This is a genomic window from Paenibacillus algorifonticola (assembly GCF_050481745.1).
GTDB lineage: Bacteria > Bacillota > Bacilli > Paenibacillales > Paenibacillaceae > Pristimantibacillus > Pristimantibacillus algorifonticola_A.
The window spans coordinates 95,183-113,458 of record NZ_JBCNGR010000025.1 but is presented as its reverse complement, the minus strand read 5'-3'; the positions used below and the strand labels follow the sequence as shown (position 1 = coordinate 113,458).

Below are 18,276 nucleotides of genomic sequence, written 5' to 3'. Positions count from 1 at the left end.
ACTTTGGTCTTTTAATTCCAAGACTTATCTTAATAGAGATGATCGCATAGTGGATCTCCACATTTTCCTTTACAGGGTCGTTGTCCTTATGGTAATTTGACTATCGACTTTTCCGCTGCTTCTGAATCTGAGATGTTTACGGCTTGTATGTTAACCAGCATTCTGTTTGAACTGTTATATTCTCTCCGCTTGGTCTCTAATGTGTACGGACAGAAATCAGTTTTCTACATAAGGTGTTGATCAGGGTAGTTTGCCAATGCAGCGCAAATAGCTTATTGAGTTCGAAAACGATCGTCATGGACTCTATCTATATGTTGAAGGCAAAAGCCTCATGAGGCTCTGCGAAAATATCCGATTTGATGATATCGATCTTTAAATCGATAAAAGCTTTACTATCGGGAAGCTACGGATTCAACGGACCTAATGGTGCTTAAAACAGTGAGGTGGGGACGAGTTTATAAACATAAGGGGAAGGTTAATATTCAAAACCGAGGCATATAATTATATGGTATGAACATAAATGATTACAAACTAAAAGACCAAGAGATGCAGGCTATGTTGAATCACTGTACTGACTACGAACGTGACCGAATCATTTTGCTCCATAATCAAAGCAGTAACAGAAAAGGCCACCTTACTCGAATTAGATTGCTTAGAACAATTAGGTAACATATACAAGCTAATAGTATACTCCTATTGCAACAACTGGGATGAATTCTCTTCAGCCCCCTAATCCACTTGGACACTTTTGTCCCCTTCAGATACACTACAAGAAGTGAAGGAAGTATCCATGAAAAGACGGTTTCGGTGCCCGGTGCAAACGAAGAAAGAGTTTGTAGTGGAGATGCTGTCGGGGTACCGGACAGAGGCAGTAGCCCCATATCATGCATATCTCCTCCACCCAAGAAATTTAAAAAATCCCGATATTTCAAGGGTTTCTTGAAAATCAGGACTGTAAACATTGTCAAAAAATAAATAACCAACCCAGCCGACATGAATTTGCAAAGCACTTGAAGATTATCTCAAAATTACGTATAAAATAGAACTTCTAAATACGATGTAAATTATCATTTTAAAATAGATTGCTTAATGTGTTAACTAGTCTCAATCTTGATTAGAACTAGTCTCAATTGATGATATAACCCACAAATTACCTAGAAACCTAAGCATACCGTCTCTGCCGCATCGCCTCATGCAGCAGCACCGTTGCCGCCATCGCCACATTCAGCGATTCCGCCCGTCCGTGCATCGGAATAATGACCGTCTCATCGGCTGCATCAAGCGAGCTTGCAGACAGCCCTTCCGACTCATTGCCGAGCAGAAGCCAAGTCGGTGATGTCCAATCATATGAATAGCAAGTATGCGACGCTTCGAGGCTGGTCCCGACCAGCGCAAAGCCGCGATCCTGCGCCGCAGGCAGCAGCTCCGTCAAGTCCGCCTCTATAATCGGCAAATGGAACAGCGAGCCCATCGTAGAGCGCACCGTCTTCGGATTGTACAGATCAGCGCAGCCTTTACCCAGCACGACGCCATTAGCTCCGACCGCATCCGCGCTGCGGATAATCGTCCCGACATTGCCAGGGTCTCTTACTCCATCCAGTACAACGACTAATCCGTTGGCTGAAAATAAAGCAGCATCCGCCGCTTCCAGCTTGCGCACGACAGCAAAAACCGGCGGCGGTGTATCCGTCCCCGAGCATTTTGCCATAACCGGCCGCGCCGCCTGAATCCATTCTACGCTCACGCCTATTCCCGCGTTCTCCGCAGCACTGCCCGCATATCCGCTTCCGCGGCTACCCTTCTCCGCCAGCTCGCGCAGCTCCTCCGGCAAGCCGCGCTCCGCATCGTACACAACCGCTTCGACTTCCGCTCCTGCGGCGAAAGCCTCCTGCACCAAATGAACACCTTCAATAATAAACTTGCTCAGGCGGTCGCGGTATTTTTTGTCCAGCAGGGAGGCCCACTGCTTCACACGGTCATTTTGAATCGAGGTTAAAAGGCTATGATTATTCATCTCTATTACTCAACCTTCCGAATAGGCAATTTCCAAATTGGATAAGTCTGAATTTTTCCCTACAATAACTAAAATATCAATATCGCGAATGAGATCATCCGCATATGGCGCAATGTTCATGTTTGAGCCCGTCTTGATCGCCATAACGTTGCATTTGAATTTGGCGCGAATGTCGAGCTGTTTTAAGCTTTTGCCAATCATCGCCTCAGGCGCTTTAATTTCAATGATGCTGTAATCCTCGGAAATTTCAATGTAGTCCAAAATGTTAGGCGAGATCAAATGATGCGCCACGCGCAGCCCCATATCCCGCTCCGGATATACAACCTTGTCTGCGCCGATTTTGCTGAGAACTTTGCCGTGCAGCTCATTTTGCGCCTTGACGATAATGACGCCAACCCCCATATCCTTCAAGATGAGGGTTGTCAAAATACTCGACTGAATATCCTGCCCGATCGCCACGACCACGACATCAAAATTGCGGAGGCCCAGTGCCCGCATCGCTTCCTCGTCGGTGGAGTCGGCAATGACGGCATACGTCACATGATTGACCGCGTCCTGTACGCGATCCTCGCTCGTATCAATCGCCAGCACCTCAAAGCCCATTTCGGTGAGCGATGATGCGACGCTAAGACCGAAGCGGCCTATGCCAATAACGGCGTATTGTTTTTTCGGCAAAACGCAACTCTCCCTTCCTTTATGTACGAAAATCTGCTATCGACCATTATAACACACGCACCCGTGCAGAATGAAAAAGTGCAGCTGCGGACATATTAATCAGGCACGCCAATCAGCAGGTTTTTAGCGGCCTCGCTTACCATGCGCAGGACCACTGCGGTTGCGCGTAATAACGACGACTTGGAGGGAATCCGGTTGGATAATCTGGATTTGCGTCAAGCCATTATAAGGCGGGTACACGATAAGCCGCTCAATGAATTAACCGAAGTGATCGAAAGCTCGATTGGCAATGACGAGCGTGCGCTTCCCGGACTCGGCGTTTTGTTCGAAATGATTTGGAAGCAAATCGATGAGCAGGAGCAAGCCCGTCTGGTAACAGCGCTGCATACGCAGCTGGCACGATTCGCCCAGCCCGCCACGAATTAAAAGGCTTTAACGGGTCAATGCGGTATACACCGTTTTGCCGCCAACGATTGTCCGTTTGACCCATGGATGGCCTTCATAACGATCAACGATAACAAGGTCTGCCGCTTTGCCCCGTTCCAGCGAGCCAACTTCACTTGCTATACCCAGCGCTTCAGCTGGAGCGAGCGTAGCTGTGCGAACTGCTGCGGGCAAAGCGGCTATTCCTTCATCCGCCAGCTTGAAAATTGCATGCAGCAGCGCCGACGGATGATAATCTGAGCAAATGATGTCTGCCGCACCCATTCCAATCGCCTCAGCCGCCGACAGGTTTTTATCATGCGAGCCGCCACGCACAATATTAGGCGCCCCTACACATACATGCAAGCCCTGCTGCACCGCATATAGAGCCGTTTCCAGCGTAATCGGAAATTCCGATATACTGACGCCGCAGCCCCTTAACTGATCTACTCGCTGGCTCGAATCATCGTCATGCGAAGCAACTGCAATGCCGCGCTGCACAGCAAGCTGACCAAGCTCCTCTAAGCCGGTCCAGTCAATCTGGCGCCTATTTTCCATTAACTCTGCCACGATAGTTCGTACCTCATCGACGCTAACCGATTGATTTTTCATCACATAACGCTCAAAGGAGCCTGGTTCTCTGTATTGCCCTTGACCTGGTGAATGATCCATGAAGGATAAATAATCAATGGCTCCTTCGTCCACGTAGCGCTTCACGATGGGCAAGCCAGGCAAATACGATATTTCATATCTTAAATGAATACGATTGCGCACGACAGAGCGCTGCTCGCGGTAGCTGCGAATGAGCTCCACCATCTGCGTCAGCAAATGCTCGCCCCTCAGACTGAGCCCAACGCCAAGCGATAAAGAATGATACATCGTCGTAATGCCATGCAGCGGAAGCTTGCGTTCGAACTCCAGCAGGGACATGCTTAGCGGGAACAGCGTATTGGGTCTGGGCTGCACCTCTTTTTCAATGGCATCACAGTGTATATCAATGAGTCCGGGCAGCACATAACAGCTATCCTCTTCAATGATTTCAAGCGCTGCGGTGCCGCTATTTCCTACATCTCGTCCAACAAGTTCACTCTCGCCAACATTTTCAGCAACGTCGCCTTGCTGCGCAAGCCAGCTCTGAACCTGCTCTGCGCCAATCAGCACTTCCTCAATGATGCCTTCCCTAACGATAACTGCCCCTTCCGCTACCGCATCTGGCAGCACGAGCTTCCCTTTAATCATCACAATCGATTGCCGTATCTCTGTCTTCATCTTGCACGCTCCCCTTTATAATTTTGCCAAAAATATAAAGTGATTATGTAGAAGCTACTAAGCTGTCAGACAAGCATTATTAAATCTTAACATACCATTTTTGCGTGCAATAACAAAGGGGTTGTCACGTCCATGTGCCAGATCAATTGCAAGATCAATCGCTAGTTCAATGGCCAGGTGAAAAATAACAAAAAACCTCCTGCCAATCAACATGGCAAGAGGCTCTTATAAACCCATTCATACTCTGGTAATAAAGCAGATTATAAATGCTGAAGCTCCTTCGGAAAGCTCGTCAGCACCTGCGGCTTGCCATCGTCACCGATATAAATATCGTCCTCGATGCGGACGCCGCCAACCCCCGGCACATAAATGCCCGGCTCTACGGTGAACAGCAGCCCTGTTTCAATCAGCGATTCATTGCTCCCGTGAACGGAAGGCAGCTCATGAATATCAATGCCGAAGCCATGCCCTACACGGTGGGTGAAATATTCGCCATAGCCTCGTGAGGTAATAGCTTCGCGGGCGGCGCGATCAACAACAGCCAGCGTCCTGCCGGCTTCTGCGGCCGCAATCGCTTGATGGTTCGCTGCCAGCACCGCGTCATAAATACGCGCCTGCTCGGCTGTACCTTCACCGATCACAAAGGTGCGCGTAATGTCCGAGCAATAACCGCCCTTGTATACGCCCATATCAATGAGCAGAAAATCATTTTCCTTCAGCCGATATTCGCCCGACCGGCCATGCGGCAATGCGGAGCGAGCGCCGCCGAGCACACTCGTCTCAAATGCAGGCTTATCGCCGCCCAGCACCCGAAGCCGATATTCTATCTCGGCGTTCAGCTCAAGCTCCGACACGCCAACAGCCGCCTTGGCTGCCGCTTCCTGCAGCACCTTCTCCGCAATTACAACTGCGGCGCGCACAAGCTCGATTTCCTCCGCCGACTTGCGAAGGCGCAAACGCATCAGCAACGGCTCCACATCACGAAATGCTGCCTTATGGAATACTCCAGCCAGCTGCTCATAGGTTGCCACATTCAAATGCCGTTTTTCTACCCCGATTGCTGTGGCACTATTGTCCGCTTCTTTGCCAAGCAGCTCATAAGCATTATCGGTATCCGATATCGCAACCAGCTTCGATACCATCGCCTCCTCGCTCGCACTCTCCTGATCCAAAGCAGGGACAAACAGCGTATACGTCGACTCCTTCGGGTTAATGAGCAGTCCCATAAAACGCTCATGCGGATCGCTATGAAAGCCCGTCAAATAAAAAATGCTCCCCGGCGACGTAATGAGCGCAGCCTCGATTCCACCGGCCGAAAGCTCGGCGATCAAGCTTGATTTTCTAAGCTCATAAGGGTTATACACGTTTCACTCTCCTCCTCCATCTAATGCACCAATTGCTAAATCCAATAGCTCTATCATACCTCAAATGAGCCTAAAACTGGAAGCGGACGATGCAAGACAAACGATAGCCTTTTGTGAAAAATAGCGCGTTAACCCCGAGCAGCACTCCCCTTGCCAATCCAACGACCTGCTTCTATTAAAAAAAGCCCGCCAACCCGCGATTTACGCGGATTAACGAGCCTGCTTCAGCTGTCTATGACCAGCCTATTTGTCCAGAGTATATTCCGCCAAACCGAGCGGAAATACCGTTGGCTTCTCGCAGCTGCTTTGCATCACATAATGCTTGCCTTGCTCCGCCGCATCATGGAAGCCATGCATCGCTTCCAGCACATGATAAGCAAGCTCCCCGTTTGCCCGGTGCTTGCGGCCCGTCAGAATGGCTTGCGCCATGTCGGCTGCGCCAATGCCTCTGCCATTTTCCGAATGGCCGTAAGCAAGTGGAATCGTCGACCATTCCGAAGCCCCGCCGCGGCGCAGCTTGATTTCCCCGCCGAAATTGTTCGGGTTCGTAACTTGAAGCGTGCCTTGGCTGCCGTACACCTCAATGAATGGCAGCGTGGAGCCGCCCTTCACATCAAAGCTGGTCAGCAAGGTCGCAATTGGCCCAGCGGCAAATTCCATAATGCCGGCCACATGCGTCGGCACTTCCACTTCGATTTTTTGCCCATGCTTTGGCGCGCTTGTAATCGTTCTCTCCGGGAAGGTAATACGAGTCGAACCCGTTACACGGGCAATCGGTCCCAGCATCGCAATCAGCGCCGTCAAATAATAAGGTCCCATATCGAACATAGGGCCGCCGCCTTGCTGGTAATAAAACTCGGGAGCCGGATGCCAGCTCTCATGTCCGCCAGACAGCATAAAAGCGGTAGCGCCAATGGGCGTGCCAATCCAGCCGTCTTCAATGATTTTAATGCATGTCTGGAGACCGCCGCCAAGGAACGTATCCGGCGCGCTGCCTACGAGCAGCCCTTTCGCTGCTGCCAGCTCCAGCACCTGCTTGCCCTCTTCGCGCGTAACCGCGAGCGGCTTCTCCACATACACATGCTTGCCAGCTTCCAGCGCCTGCAAGCATACCGGGGCATGTGCGGCTGGAATCGTCAAATTAATGACCAGCTGCACTTCCGGGTCCGCAAGCAGCTCATCGACCGAGCAGCCGCGAATGCCATACTCCGCGCCTTTCTCCTTGGCGCGTTCCACATCCAGATCCGCACAGGCGACAATTTCCATGGAGCTGAATTTTGATCCATTTTCCAAATAAATACGGCTAATATTGCCTGTCCCGATGATCCCAACCTTGACTTTACTCATGTTTGCCTCCGTCTCTGCTTGCTGCAGCTGCTTTGCCTTCCGCACACCAGTTAAACCCGCGACGCATCATTTCTTTTACAACCGGAATATCCACAATATTGGCCTGATGCCCAAGTGAATTATAGTAGACGCGGCCTACACCCCAGCGCTTCGTCCAAGCTACTGGCATATCAACTGCTTTATTCAGCACATGCGGGCCGTCCGCAACCGGGAAGCGTGTCGTCGCCAGCACTTCAACCGCCGGGTCCACATGCATATAATACTGCTCGCTGCTCACCGTAAAGTCCTCAATCCCATCGGTCAGCAGGCTGGACGTGTTGGTCACATTGACCACATATTCCACACCGTCATTGCCGGGATGCGATACCCACTGGCCGCCCGTCATGAACTGCCATTCTACGCTTTCGCGGAAGGAGTCGCACATGCCGCCGTGGCAGCCGGCAAGGCCGACGCCGCTTTGAACCGCTTCGGACACATTTTTCAGCTGATCGCCCGTAATCTTTCCCATCGTCCATACCGGAACGATCAGGTCCAGCGCCTTCAGCTTCTCGCCATCCTCAAAAGCCTCCAGCGTATCCGAAACCTCAACCTCGTACCCTTCACCAGCTAGCACCGCTTCAAAAATACCCGCTACCTCTTTAGGCTGATGTCCGTCCCAGCCGCCCCATACGATTAATGCCTTCGGTTTGCTCATCGTCTTATCGCATCTCCTCTATTTATACTCCGCCAGCTTGACCCAGCGGCGCTCTGTTATGGACTGCTCAACTGCCTCAAGCACCTCTTGGCACCGAAGGCCATCGTGGAAATTCGGCACCGGTTGACGATCCTCGTGAATCGCCAGCATCAGCTCCTGCATTTCATGCGTGAACGTATGCTCATAGCCAATCGTATGTCCCGCCGGCCACCAGGCATCCATATAAGCATGAGCCGGATCGGTCGCCAGCACGCGGCGGAAGCCTTGAACATCGTCAGCATCGTCGGTAAAATAAACCTCCAGCTCATTCAGACGCTCGAAATCGAATTTGACGCTGCCCTTGCTGCCGTTAATTTCGAAAGCATTCGTAGAGCGATGGCCTGCCGCAAAGCGCGTCGCTTCGAAGCTGCCGAGCGCACCATTTTCAAATCGAGTCATAAACAGCGTCGCATCATCCACCGTTACTTTGCCGCGGGCACCGGAAGCGTCCCCCTTGGCGCTAAGCCCAGTCATTTCCGATGGCAGCGGGCGCTCTTTGATGAACGTTTCGCTCATGCCGATCACCTCGTCAAACTCGCCAACAAGGAAGCGCGCCAAGTCGATCAGATGAGCGCCAAGGTCGCCATGCGAGCCTGAGCCGGCAACTTCCTTCTGCAAGCGCCAGACGAGCGGGAACGTTGGATCAATGATCCAATCCTGAAGAAATACCGCACGGAAATGGTAAATTTCGCCCAATCGGCCGTCGCTGACGAGCTTCTTCGCCAGCTGCACCGCTGGTGCGAACCGATAGTTAAAGCCGACCATATGCTTGATGCCAGCCTCTTCTGCCGCATCTAGCATTTCCTTCGCATCCGCTACATTGAGTGCCAGCGGCTTTTCGCAGAACAGGTGCTTGCCAGCCGCGGCAGCCGCCAGCGCAATTTCCTTATGCGCATCGCTTGGCGCATTAATATCAATCACGTCGATGTCGCTGCGTTCAATCAGCTTGCGCCAATCCGTCTCGGCGCTTTCCCAGCCGAACTGGCTTCTAGCTTGCTCCAGCGCCTCGGCGTTGCGCCCGCAGATCGCTTTCATCTCTGGCAGCGCTGGCGTCTTCGGAAAAAACATCGGCAAAGCCCGATAAGCATTGCTGTGCGCTTTTCCCATAAACTTATAGCCGACCATTCCCACACGTACTTTCCCCATATTCAATCTCCGCCTCCCGATTTATGAAGATGTTTCCCGCTTAATCAAATGCACAGGCAGCAGCCCTTCCTCCGCCTGCTCCAGCAATTCCTTCTCTGGAGCGAGCAGCCGCTGAGCCGCCCTTCTTCCCATTTCGTAAAAAGGTACCGCTACCGTCGTCAGCTTCGGGCTCACAATAACCGAGCCTTCAGAATCATCATAGCCGACGAGCTTCACATCAATCCCAGCCTCGATTCCATACGCGCGCAAGCCATCCATCAAGCCAATAGCCATCCGGTCATTAGCGGCAAATACCGCATCCGCCTGGCCGCTGCGGATGAGCGCTGCGACAGCTTCCGCAGCTTCAACCCCACTCTTACGGCTGTAGTTGCCCAGCAGCGTCAATGACGGATCGTAAGCAAGCCCCGCATTCGCAAGCGCCTGCTTGTAGCCGGTCATTCGGTCCATACTGCTCGAAAACACATCTGGCCCATTGAGAAAAGCAATCCTGCGGCTTCCGCCGTCGATCAAATGCTTGACGGCCTCGTAGCTCCCCGCATGATGATCCGCATCGACAGACATATATCCTTCCTCCGCGAATCGCTGATTAACGAGGCAGAACGGGTACGCCTTCTCCTGAAGCTCCGCAAGCGCTTTCTTCTCTTCGGGCACATTTTGAGCGCCGAGCACAATGCAGGCATCGATCTTCTGTGCCAGAAACAGCCTGGCATAATCACGCGAGCCGCTAGGCTCCCGAAAGATTAACAGCACATCATACCCATATTGCTTAGCCGCCTCGCCAATGCCGCTCAAAATTTCTGCAAAATAATACGTGGAAAACAAATGAACTTTAGGAACAAATGGCAAGATAACGCCCAAATTGCCGCTTCGGCTTCTAGCGAACTGCTGCGCCAGCGCACTTGGCACATAACCAAGCTGCTGTGCCGCTTCCTCTACCCTAAGCCGGGTTTCTTCCCTGATAGGCCCTACCTTATTAAGCACTCTGGATACTGTGGCTTCGGATACGCCAGCAAGTGACGCAACTTCTTTTCTACTGACCAAAGCAAGCATCCTCCTGATTCTCAAGCAAATTCTATCAATGTACACGCGTACATTATTTCATGAAAGTGGAAGCTCGTCAATACTAAAAATAAAAACATAAACAGCAAAGAGCAGAGCTGAACCCCGGAAGGCCTGCCCTGCTCTTTGCTCTTTGCTTCTTTGCTGTTCTCTACCGCTGCTTACAATAACTTCCTTAGAAGCTTGACGGCGGCGGAGGTGGCGAATACGACTGGTTGCGATCTGCCTTCGACGCGCTAACAAGCAGCAAAACGCCTGTAATTAAATGCATGATCATGCCCACAATCGGAATAATCGCAATAACGGACGTCACAATACCCAGAATGCTGCCATGCTTATCGGCATTATGCTGGGAAGCCAGCACCAAGGTCACAATATGCAGAGCCAGCATTACAACCAACGGAATATAAGAAAGCCCCATTACAATCAGGCCGCCCATAACTGGGACTCCTATAATAATTTCAAAAATTCCTGTAATCAACAATAACGTTTTTACATTGCTCATTTTCCTTCAACCCCCCACTTCGATGTAATTGTCATCACGCAAGGAAAACAAATACAAGCTTTCTTCTTATATACTCTCCTATTGTATTCCAATTCGACTAGGTTTGACAATGCTTTTCCACAAGGTGAAACGGCTGCCGCCGTCCTCTAGCAGCAAAGCTGACGTTTCAAAAAAAACGCCAGAGCAGCTTGCCTGCCCTGACGCTCCCAGCGCGTTTAAGGCGCTGTCTCAAGAAATTTCGACGTAGGATTTTTGTCCATCGCCGTTCTCATCGCATATTCATTCTCGAACAAGACGACATAATTGCCCTTCTTGTCTTGAACGAGCGTGGAGTTAATGCGGAATTTTGCCGGATCGATTTTGTCGTCTACAATCCAGCGTGCAAACTGGAACGTCATGCGGTGCAATTGAATTTCGACGCCATACTCCGCACGCATCCGATATTCGAACACCTCAAACTGCAAGTGTCCCACGACGCCCAAAATCGTTTCATCAAAGCCGCCAACCGAACGGAACACCTGAATCGTGCCTTCCTCCGTCAGCTGGTCAACGCCTTTTTGATACTGCTTATGCTTCAAGGCATTTTTTACCGTTACTTTGGCAAAAATCTCTGGCGAAAACGTCGGCAGCTCGTCAAATACGACTTCCGAGTTTTGCGAAAGCGAATCGCCAATACGGAAAATGCCCGGATCGAACAAGCCGATAATATCGCCCGGATATGCCGTCTCCACTATATCGCGATCCTGCGCCAAAAACTGCTGCGGCTGCGCCAGCTTAATATCTTTGCCCGCACGGACATGGCGAACGCTCATCCCGCGTTCAAAGCGCCCGGAGCAAATGCGCAAAAAGGCAATCCGGTCGCGGTGGGCCGGGTTCATATTCGCTTGAATTTTAAAAACATAGCCCGTGAACTTCTCGTTCGTCGGTTCAACTGGGCCCGCTGTACTCATGCGCTCCGTCGGTTTTGGCGCCAGCTCAAGGAAGTTATCCAGAAACGTCTGCACGCCGAAATTGTTAACCGCACTGCCGAAGAAAATCGGTGTCAGCTCGCCAGCACGTACTTTCTCAATATCAAACTGATCGCCCGCTACATCAAGCAGCTCAAGATCCTGTACGAGCTGATCATGCAAGTATTCGCCCGCCATCTCGCGAATAATCGGATCGTTGTAATCATCTGTTTTTCGAACTTCGATCGTGCTGTGGTCATTGCCTTGGAACAGCTCGACCTGGTTTTTCATCCGGTCATAAACGCCGCAAAGCTCACGGCCCATGCCAATCGGCCAGTTCATTGGAACCGAACGAATGCCCAGCACGCGCTCCAGCTCCTCCATCAGCTCAAACGGACTTTGACCTTCACGGTCCAGCTTGTTGATGAAGGTGAAAATCGGAATGCCGCGTTTACGGCAAACTTGGAACAGCTTGATCGTCTGTGCCTCGACGCCTTTGGCAACGTCAATCAGCATGACCGCGCTATCGGCTGCTGTCAGCGTCCTGTACGTGTCCTCACTGAAATCCTGGTGACCAGGCGTATCCAAAATGTTGACCCGATGGCCGTCGTAATCGAACTGCATGACGCTGGAAGTAACGGAAATTCCCCGCTGCTTCTCAATTTCCATCCAGTCAGAGGTCGCATGGCGGCTTGCTTTCCGCGCCTTAACGGAGCCTGCCAGACGAATAGCTCCTCCGAACAGGAGGAGCTTCTCGGTTAGCGTCGTTTTTCCCGCATCCGGGTGAGAGATAATCGCAAAGGTGCGGCGCTTATCGACTTCCAGCTGCAATTCATTGCTTAACGTTTTGCTCATTGCTTGCCTTCCCTTCATTCATACAGCGCACGGCCTAAAGGCGGTGCGCTGTGGAATATCTTCATTTGAAATTATGCGAAATTGACGATCAGCCTGCTGCTTAGAGACTAGGGCGAAATAAAGTACCGCTAATTTTCTCGCATCTGCTTACTTGCCGCTGTTCGTAATCCAAATCACTTTGTCTTCGTCCTGTCCATTGACCGGCCACCAGTGGAAGCCATCCTCTGCAAGCAGCTTATCTGCCGCTTCCGGACCCCATGAGCCAGCAGGATAAGACCCAAGATCCTTTTTGTCCTCGCCCCATGCTTGCGCGATTTTGTCAACAAACTCCCATGCCTGCGCCACTTCATCCCAGCGGGTGAAGTACGTAGAATCGCCGCGCACTGCGTCGTGGATCAGACGCTCATACGCTTCCGGCGTATTCAGGCCGATTTGGCAGCTTTGGCAAAACTCCATAGCCACGGGCTGTACCGAATTGTCGGCACCAGGCGTCTTGGCATTGACTTTAATGTAGATGCCTTCCATCGGGTTAACCCGAATGACGAGCAAATTCGGCGCAAGATCATGACGCTGCGCGAACAAAACGTTTTGCGGCATCGACTTGAATTCAATAACAACCTCAGTCGTCTTCACCGGCAGACGTTTGCCTGTACGGATGTAGAATGGGACGCCAGCCCAACGGAAGTTGTCTACCGCTACTTTAGCAGCGAAATACGTTTCCGTCGTCGATTCCGGATTAACGGAATCCTCTTGGCGATAGCCGGCCAATTCCTTGCCCCGGGCCGAGCCTTCGCTGTATTGGGCGCGAACGACGTTCTTGCGAACCTCGCCGCTTGATTTGTAGTTGCGCAGCGAGCGCAGCACTTTAACCTTCTCATCGCGAATATCTTCGCCATGCAGACGGCTAGGCGGCTCCATTGCAATCATGGTGAGCATTTGGAGCATATGGTTTTGGCCCATGTCTCTTAATGCACCGGATTTGTCATAATAGCCGCCGCGATCCTCTACGCCAACCGTTTCCGACAGCGTAATTTGCACATTGGCGATATGATTATTATTCCACAATGGCTCGAAAAATGCATTAGCAAAACGAATAACCTGAATATTTTGCACCATTTCTTTGCCCAAGTAGTGGTCAATGCGGAAAATTTCCTCTTCCTTGAACACTTGGCTCAGCTGGTCATTCAGCTTTTGTGCGGATGGAAGATCGTAGCCGAAAGGCTTCTCAATAACGACGCGGCTCCAGCCTTTGCACTCCAGCAGACCGCCGTCGCGCAGATTGAAGGATACCGGTCCGAACAGCGCAGGCGCAAGCGCCAAGTAGAATAAGCGGTTGCCTGGAATATCAAATTTCGCTTCCAGCTGCTCCGAAAGCTTGCTCAGCTCGCGGAAGCCGTCCACGGTATTAATATCAAGCGACATATATTCGAAATGCTCGGCAAAACGATTCCATAGCTCGGCATCATCCGCCTTGTAACGGCAAAATTCCACAATGGAATCATAAACGTCCGAACGGAACTGCTCGTTCGTGCGAGGTCTGCGAGCAAGGCCCACGACCGCAAATTTTTCAGACAATTTTCCTTCTTTATATAAGCTGAACAGGGCAGGGAACAATTTGCGCTTAGCTAGATCGCCTGTTGCTCCAAACAAATAATATACGGCGCCTTGCGGCGGTAGCGTTTCTGGATTCGTATTTTGCTCCATATTCCTCATTCTTTCCTATGAATTTTTATACGTCTTTGCATGGTATGTAGTTTAACATATTAATCCTGAAACTGCTACGCAATCCACCATAAAAAAAACTAATAACGATCGTTATTTCTCCTGATTCCATCACAATATTTCATCTATGGCGAGGCGCTGTAATCACCCGAAATCAGCGGGATTCCGATCACGACCGCAAGCTTTCCCGTATCCGTTCCTTTATGCACTGCGACCTGCATATTCGCCTCCTTGCCGCCAGTCTTTACAGAAGCTTTAAGCCCCCCAGTAAAAAAGCTCTCGCTCACCGTGCCGGCATCATCATACCGGTCCACCTGCTGGGCGCCTGCAAGCTGCGCAAGCCTCTCTGCCACATTATTATATTCTGTCAAGCCTCTGATCGTTATTCCTCCATCATAAGAAATATTTGTCCTTCTCATAGCAGACTCGATATGATCAATAGCTGAGAGCAGTTTATGCTGATCCGCTTGAGTGCTTGATTCTGGGGAAAAAAGCAGCAGCATCTGCTGTTTCCCTTGCCCGGCTGACGCTGTCACGCTCATAGACAGCTTGCCGCCTACTTCCGGCAGCAGCGTGCTCAGCTCCCCTTTCGGATCGCCTTCGTAGCGCGGAAACAGCTGCTCCCGCAGTTTAGCTGCCTCTCCACTCGCATACCAGCGCAGCGTCCAGCCTGCCCCGGGCGCTCCAGACTCCAGCAGCCCATCGCTCCAGCTCCACATTTGCCTAACGTCATGCTGAAGCAAGCTGCCTTCCGCTTGTCCTTTCATTGTCAGCTTGTCCTGATTAACGAGCGCCCATACCGCGCCAAAAAGCAATACCATGGCTGCTGTCAGCACGCCGATTCGGCTGCGCCGTTTTATTTTATCCGGTTCCGTGTACCTGTTCAGCTTTGCCACCCTTCACATCAGCCTCCTTGGTCTACATAGCCTTCCAAATCATGGATAACGCTATAACGCTTCCATTTTACATGAAATTCCATGAAAGAACAGGAGCGATATATTTAATTTTGCCTGTGTTCCTTTGAGCCTCTAGCCTTACATTTCCGCTTGCCGCTTAATTAAAAACGCGATTGCTGTTTGAATTACGCAGAAAAAGGTGAATTTACAGTAGATAGACTGCTTTCTTCGCTCATCTGGGTAAACATCCATACAAATCCGCCTGTAGGTGAATATACTGCTTGCATAAGCAAAAAGCCCAATAGGAGGTAACTCGTACATGGAACAAATTTACCCGCTTGAAGAAGGCGTCATATCGCGTTTTTGCGGAATGCCCGTTTGCATAGTGACCCATGACGGCGCAAGGCATTTCGGCGTATTAAGCCACTGCCGAGGCGGCAAGCTTACGCTGAATGAACGACCAGGCGCACAGATGCTGGCCGAAGCCGAATCACCTAAAGCCGATAAAGCCAAAGGCAAAAACAAAGGCAAAGCAAGCAAAACAGCCAAAGAAAAAGTCGCTCAAGCCCAAGCTTATCCTTATGATCCCTACTATTATAATTATAACCCGGGGTACAACTGGCCATATGGCGGCGCGTTCGCTATTGACCTTGCCCTGATCGCCTTTTTGTTCCTGCTCATTTAATAAGCCAGCTTTCGACAGCGATTTTCAGCAGTATTTGCAGCTGTCTTCCTTTATGCTTACTACAAGAAACCGATTGAAGGAGGTTATTGAAATGTCCATCCGCCCTATCGAACGTACGAACCGGAGAGTCATCTTCGAGCCTATACAGCGCATCACGCCTTACGCCAGTTATCCCTACAGGGACATGGAGTTTCAACGGCCTCCCGAGCATGATTTTGACTGGAATGATCCTTATCGCGAAGCAGCCGGCCATGCGGCCGTCTGGCTCGAACAATATAGACAAGCCCACAAAGAGGTGCAAGTCATTGCTCTCAAAATCCGTAATGATTTCAACGAGCGCTGCCTTGTCGAACAACTGACGAAGCTGACGGGTGTCATGAATCGCCTGCAGCAAGCTTTTGTCCAGGTAGCCCGCTACATTAAGCCATCGCTGTGGGATCGTGCGCAGCAGGCCATGAACCATCATGCGGCGGAGCTGGTTGGCTTTATTCGTGACGACGTCACAAGCCGCTGGATGCTGCGTCCTGCCATTGCCGCTTCCATCTACCGCGAGTACCCGCTGTCAGGCCAGCATTTGTATCGCCAGCTTCTAGGCCCCTACGGGCTAATGACGACGCTGCTGCAGGCCTTGTCGCTCGGCGGCGACGAAATCCGGACAACTGATCTCTTGAAAAATAGCTCCGAGCGTACGCTGCCATATGCCACTTATTACAGCTCTATGAAAATGCATTATCCGCTTCCCCCAAGCGGCCTGCTGCTGAACAATGAAGGCTGACCAATCAATAACTTTCATAAAAACTCAAAAAATAAGCAAGGAAATTGCCTGCTATTCGGCAATTCCTTGCTTATGTGCGTATATGGCAGCCTGTGTCCGGTCATCTACGTTAAGCTTATTGAAAATGTTCGTAATATGAAACTTCACGGTTTTCACCCCAATGAACAGCTCATCCGCGATTTCCTGATTCGACATCCCCTGTGCGACCCGCTTCAGCACATCCATCTCGCGGTCGGTCAAATCATCATGCAGCGGAGCTACGACGGGCTGCTTAGGCTGGCGCATGCGACTCATCATCTTGGCCGCTACTTGCGACTCCAGCACCGATTGCCCGCGTGCGGCCGCACGGATCGCATCCGCGATTTCGTTCGCTCGGGATGTTTTCAATAAATAACTGAACGCACCGGCTTCAATAACCGGATACAGCTTGCTGTCATCGAGATAGCTCGTCAGAACGATGACCTTGCAATCCGGGTACAATTCCAGCAGCTTCGCGGTTGTTTCCACGCCATCCATGCCATCCATCACCAAATCCATCAGCACAACATCCGGCTTATACGATTGGGCCATACGAATACCGTCATACCCATTGCTTGCTTCCCCGACTACTTCTATGCCTTCTTCCGTATCCAATACGGCAGCAAGGCCGATTCTCACCATCTCGTGATCATCTACCAGCAGCACTTTTACGGGTGCAGCTAATTGTTCCATCGACTCCACACGGCTCCCCCTCTTTCGTCATTTTCACTGTTTACCCATTTATGTCCAGCGGCACCGTAATATGAATGAGCGTGCCCTCCCCAGGGCGTGATGACATATACAGCTTGCCGCGCAGCTCATTAACCCGCTCCTCCATCGTGAGCAAGCCATAGGAGGTCTTCTTCTTCTGCTCCAGATCAAAGCCCACACCGCTATCCTGAAGCAGCATGCACACAGCTCCATCTTCCCGATAAAGCTTTATGTTCATTGTATCCGCTTTGGCATGTCTAAGTGTATTGGACAATGCCTCCTGCGCAATGCGGAACAAATGATCCTCCGCGGCCGACTTCATCGTTATGGAATCATCCAACGACAAATCAATCGTCATCGGCACTTTTTCCTTAAGCTCACCAACGAGCAGCGTCAGTGCCTGGGCGAGATTTTTCCCATCGAGGTGAACGGGCCGCAAATGCAGCAGCAGCGCTCTCATCTCCGACTGGGCCACAGACGCCATCTCTTCAATCAGCTGCACCTGCCGGCGCGCCCGTTCCCAATCGCGCTCAATTGTCCGGCTGACCGCCGTCGCCGTCATCGAAATCGCGAATAGCTGCTGGCTGACCGCATCATGAAGCTCGCGCGCAAGCCGCTGGCGTTCTTCGATAACCGCAGAAAATTTAACCTTCTCCGTCCATACATCATCCTGCTCTTCCCGTTGTATGCTCTCCGAGTGCTCATCATGCTCAGCTGAATCAATCGTCACCGGATAGCTGCGTTTGCGCTGCTGCTCGGTCAACCGCTTAATGACCTCACGCAGCTTCGAATTTTGCAAATAATTGTTCAAAGCAACGAGTGCCATTGCTGCTCCCGTAATCGCTAGCCCAATAACCGCCCATTTCGCCTGCAGCGTAAATAAATTCACATAACCGATGCCTTGCAGCATAATGACTGCGAGGCTAAGTATAATAAGAAGCCACAGGAGCGACTCCGTTAAGTTTTTGCGCCGATTGGCTGCGTCCCGCCCATTGCGCTGGCTGCCCAGCTTCTGCTGATGATGGCTAGGGCCTGGTAATGGCGGCCTTTGATCCTGCTGCTGCGACGTAATAGGCTGATCCCCTTGCAAGGGCTTCTCTTCGGCCAACCTGCTCACTCCTTAAACGACAAG

Annotated in this window: 18 protein-coding genes; 3 read left to right on the top strand and 15 right to left on the bottom strand. The window is 51.2% G+C overall.

Features of this window, described 5'->3' with window-relative positions:
- Positions 1–1,162: 1,162 nt before the first annotated feature.
- Both ABEW34_RS21010 and ABEW34_RS21005 read right to left on the bottom strand, forming a co-directional pair.
- Entirely contained in the window at positions 1,163–2,014 is an 852-nt protein-coding gene (locus ABEW34_RS21010) for a TrmH family RNA methyltransferase (RefSeq protein ID WP_430161291.1), read from the bottom strand.
- A 9-nt stretch (positions 2,015–2,023) separates the two neighbouring features.
- Positions 2,024–2,689: a potassium channel family protein gene (locus tag ABEW34_RS21005; protein ID WP_430161290.1), complete on the bottom strand. Its 666-nt coding sequence runs from the start codon at positions 2,687–2,689 to the stop codon at positions 2,024–2,026.
- Positions 2,690–2,884: 195 nt separating this feature from the next.
- Here ABEW34_RS21005 and sspI point away from each other — a divergent pair, with 195 nt between their 5' ends.
- Complete coding sequence (gene sspI / locus ABEW34_RS21000) at positions 2,885–3,115, top strand: small acid-soluble spore protein SspI (protein ID WP_056041012.1); 231 nt, start codon at positions 2,885–2,887, stop codon at positions 3,113–3,115.
- 6 nt (positions 3,116–3,121) lie between these two features.
- Here sspI and ABEW34_RS20995 read toward each other — a convergent pair whose 3' ends face one another.
- From ABEW34_RS20995 to ABEW34_RS20945, 11 genes are all read right to left on the bottom strand, one after another.
- Complete coding sequence (locus ABEW34_RS20995; RefSeq protein ID WP_430161289.1) at positions 3,122–4,381, bottom strand: alpha-D-ribose 1-methylphosphonate 5-triphosphate diphosphatase; 1,260 nt, start codon at positions 4,379–4,381, stop codon at positions 3,122–3,124.
- 57 nt (positions 4,382–4,438) lie between these two features.
- Positions 4,439–4,594 (bottom strand): hypothetical protein, encoded by a 156-nt coding sequence (locus ABEW34_RS20990; RefSeq protein WP_430161288.1) that lies wholly within the window; start codon positions 4,592–4,594, stop codon positions 4,439–4,441.
- A 47-nt stretch (positions 4,595–4,641) separates the two neighbouring features.
- Positions 4,642–5,745: a M24 family metallopeptidase gene (locus ABEW34_RS20985; protein WP_430161287.1), complete on the bottom strand. Its 1,104-nt coding sequence runs from the start codon at positions 5,743–5,745 to the stop codon at positions 4,642–4,644.
- Between the two features lie 243 nt (positions 5,746–5,988).
- Positions 5,989–7,092, bottom strand: coding sequence for a Gfo/Idh/MocA family protein (locus ABEW34_RS20980; RefSeq protein ID WP_430161286.1), 1,104 nt, complete (start codon positions 7,090–7,092; stop codon positions 5,989–5,991).
- Positions 7,085–7,786 (bottom strand): ThuA domain-containing protein, encoded by a 702-nt coding sequence (locus ABEW34_RS20975; RefSeq protein ID WP_430161285.1) that lies wholly within the window; start codon positions 7,784–7,786, stop codon positions 7,085–7,087. Before ABEW34_RS20975 ends, ABEW34_RS20980 begins: the two co-directional genes overlap by 8 nt.
- 18 nt (positions 7,787–7,804) lie before the next feature.
- Positions 7,805–8,971, bottom strand: coding sequence for a Gfo/Idh/MocA family protein (locus ABEW34_RS20970; protein ID WP_430161284.1), 1,167 nt, complete (start codon positions 8,969–8,971; stop codon positions 7,805–7,807).
- Positions 8,972–8,992: 21 nt separating this feature from the next.
- Positions 8,993–10,021, bottom strand: a complete 1,029-nt coding sequence (locus ABEW34_RS20965; protein ID WP_430161283.1) for a LacI family DNA-binding transcriptional regulator — start codon at positions 10,019–10,021, stop codon at positions 8,993–8,995.
- 184 nt (positions 10,022–10,205) lie between these two features.
- On the bottom strand, positions 10,206–10,535 hold the full coding sequence (locus ABEW34_RS20960) for a hypothetical protein (protein WP_430161282.1): 330 nt from the start codon (positions 10,533–10,535) through the stop codon (positions 10,206–10,208).
- A gap of 215 nt (positions 10,536–10,750) precedes the next feature.
- The gene (locus tag ABEW34_RS20955) at positions 10,751–12,337 is read right to left on the bottom strand and encodes a peptide chain release factor 3 (RefSeq protein WP_430161281.1); all 1,587 of its coding nucleotides are present in this window, start codon (positions 12,335–12,337) and stop codon (positions 10,751–10,753) included.
- A gap of 147 nt (positions 12,338–12,484) precedes the next feature.
- A complete protein-coding gene (gene zwf / locus ABEW34_RS20950; RefSeq protein ID WP_430161280.1) occupies positions 12,485–14,041 on the bottom strand; it encodes a glucose-6-phosphate dehydrogenase in 1,557 nt (518 codons plus the stop codon).
- Between the two features lie 143 nt (positions 14,042–14,184).
- Positions 14,185–14,955 carry a YwmB family TATA-box binding protein gene (locus ABEW34_RS20945; RefSeq protein WP_430161279.1) on the bottom strand — a complete coding sequence of 257 codons (771 nt, stop codon included), beginning with the start codon at positions 14,953–14,955 and terminating at the stop codon, positions 14,185–14,187.
- Positions 14,956–15,274: 319 nt separating this feature from the next.
- Here ABEW34_RS20945 and ABEW34_RS20940 point away from each other — a divergent pair, with 319 nt between their 5' ends.
- Both ABEW34_RS20940 and ABEW34_RS20935 read left to right on the top strand, forming a co-directional pair.
- Positions 15,275–15,640, top strand: coding sequence for a hypothetical protein (locus ABEW34_RS20940; RefSeq protein ID WP_430161278.1), 366 nt, complete (start codon positions 15,275–15,277; stop codon positions 15,638–15,640).
- A 91-nt stretch (positions 15,641–15,731) separates the two neighbouring features.
- Positions 15,732–16,415 (top strand): hypothetical protein, encoded by a 684-nt coding sequence (locus ABEW34_RS20935; protein ID WP_430161277.1) that lies wholly within the window; start codon positions 15,732–15,734, stop codon positions 16,413–16,415.
- Positions 16,416–16,466: 51 nt separating this feature from the next.
- On the opposite strand, the gene ABEW34_RS20930 is transcribed toward ABEW34_RS20935, so the two are convergent.
- Both ABEW34_RS20930 and ABEW34_RS20925 read right to left on the bottom strand, forming a co-directional pair.
- The gene (locus ABEW34_RS20930) at positions 16,467–17,126 is read right to left on the bottom strand and encodes a response regulator (protein ID WP_056040989.1); all 660 of its coding nucleotides are present in this window, start codon (positions 17,124–17,126) and stop codon (positions 16,467–16,469) included.
- A 40-nt stretch (positions 17,127–17,166) separates the two neighbouring features.
- Entirely contained in the window at positions 17,167–18,252 is a 1,086-nt protein-coding gene (locus tag ABEW34_RS20925; RefSeq protein WP_430161276.1) for a sensor histidine kinase, read from the bottom strand.
- Between the last annotated feature and the right edge of the window lie 24 nt (positions 18,253–18,276).

Coding starts and splice junctions, on each gene's coding strand:
- ABEW34_RS20980 (WP_430161286.1), bottom strand. CDS start 7,092: ATGAGTAAAGTCAAGGTTGGGATCATCGGGACAGGCAATATTAGCCGT.
- ABEW34_RS20965 (WP_430161283.1), bottom strand. CDS start 10,021: ATGCTTGCTTTGGTCAGTAGAAAAGAAGTTGCGTCACTTGCTGGCGTA.
- ABEW34_RS21010 (WP_430161291.1), bottom strand. CDS start 2,014: ATGAATAATCATAGCCTTTTAACCTCGATTCAAAATGACCGTGTGAAG.
- ABEW34_RS20940 (WP_430161278.1), top strand. CDS start 15,275: ATGGAACAAATTTACCCGCTTGAAGAAGGCGTCATATCGCGTTTTTGC.
- ABEW34_RS20970 (WP_430161284.1), bottom strand. CDS start 8,971: ATGGGGAAAGTACGTGTGGGAATGGTCGGCTATAAGTTTATGGGAAAA.
- zwf (WP_430161280.1), bottom strand. CDS start 14,041: ATGGAGCAAAATACGAATCCAGAAACGCTACCGCCGCAAGGCGCCGTA.
- ABEW34_RS20960 (WP_430161282.1), bottom strand. CDS start 10,535: ATGAGCAATGTAAAAACGTTATTGTTGATTACAGGAATTTTTGAAATT.
- ABEW34_RS20955 (WP_430161281.1), bottom strand. CDS start 12,337: ATGAGCAAAACGTTAAGCAATGAATTGCAGCTGGAAGTCGATAAGCGC.
- ABEW34_RS20990 (WP_430161288.1), bottom strand. CDS start 4,594: ATGTTGATTGGCAGGAGGTTTTTTGTTATTTTTCACCTGGCCATTGAA.
- ABEW34_RS20975 (WP_430161285.1), bottom strand. CDS start 7,786: ATGAGCAAACCGAAGGCATTAATCGTATGGGGCGGCTGGGACGGACAT.
- ABEW34_RS20935 (WP_430161277.1), top strand. CDS start 15,732: ATGTCCATCCGCCCTATCGAACGTACGAACCGGAGAGTCATCTTCGAG.
- ABEW34_RS20930 (WP_056040989.1), bottom strand. CDS start 17,126: ATGGAACAATTAGCTGCACCCGTAAAAGTGCTGCTGGTAGATGATCAC.
- ABEW34_RS20995 (WP_430161289.1), bottom strand. CDS start 4,381: ATGAAGACAGAGATACGGCAATCGATTGTGATGATTAAAGGGAAGCTC.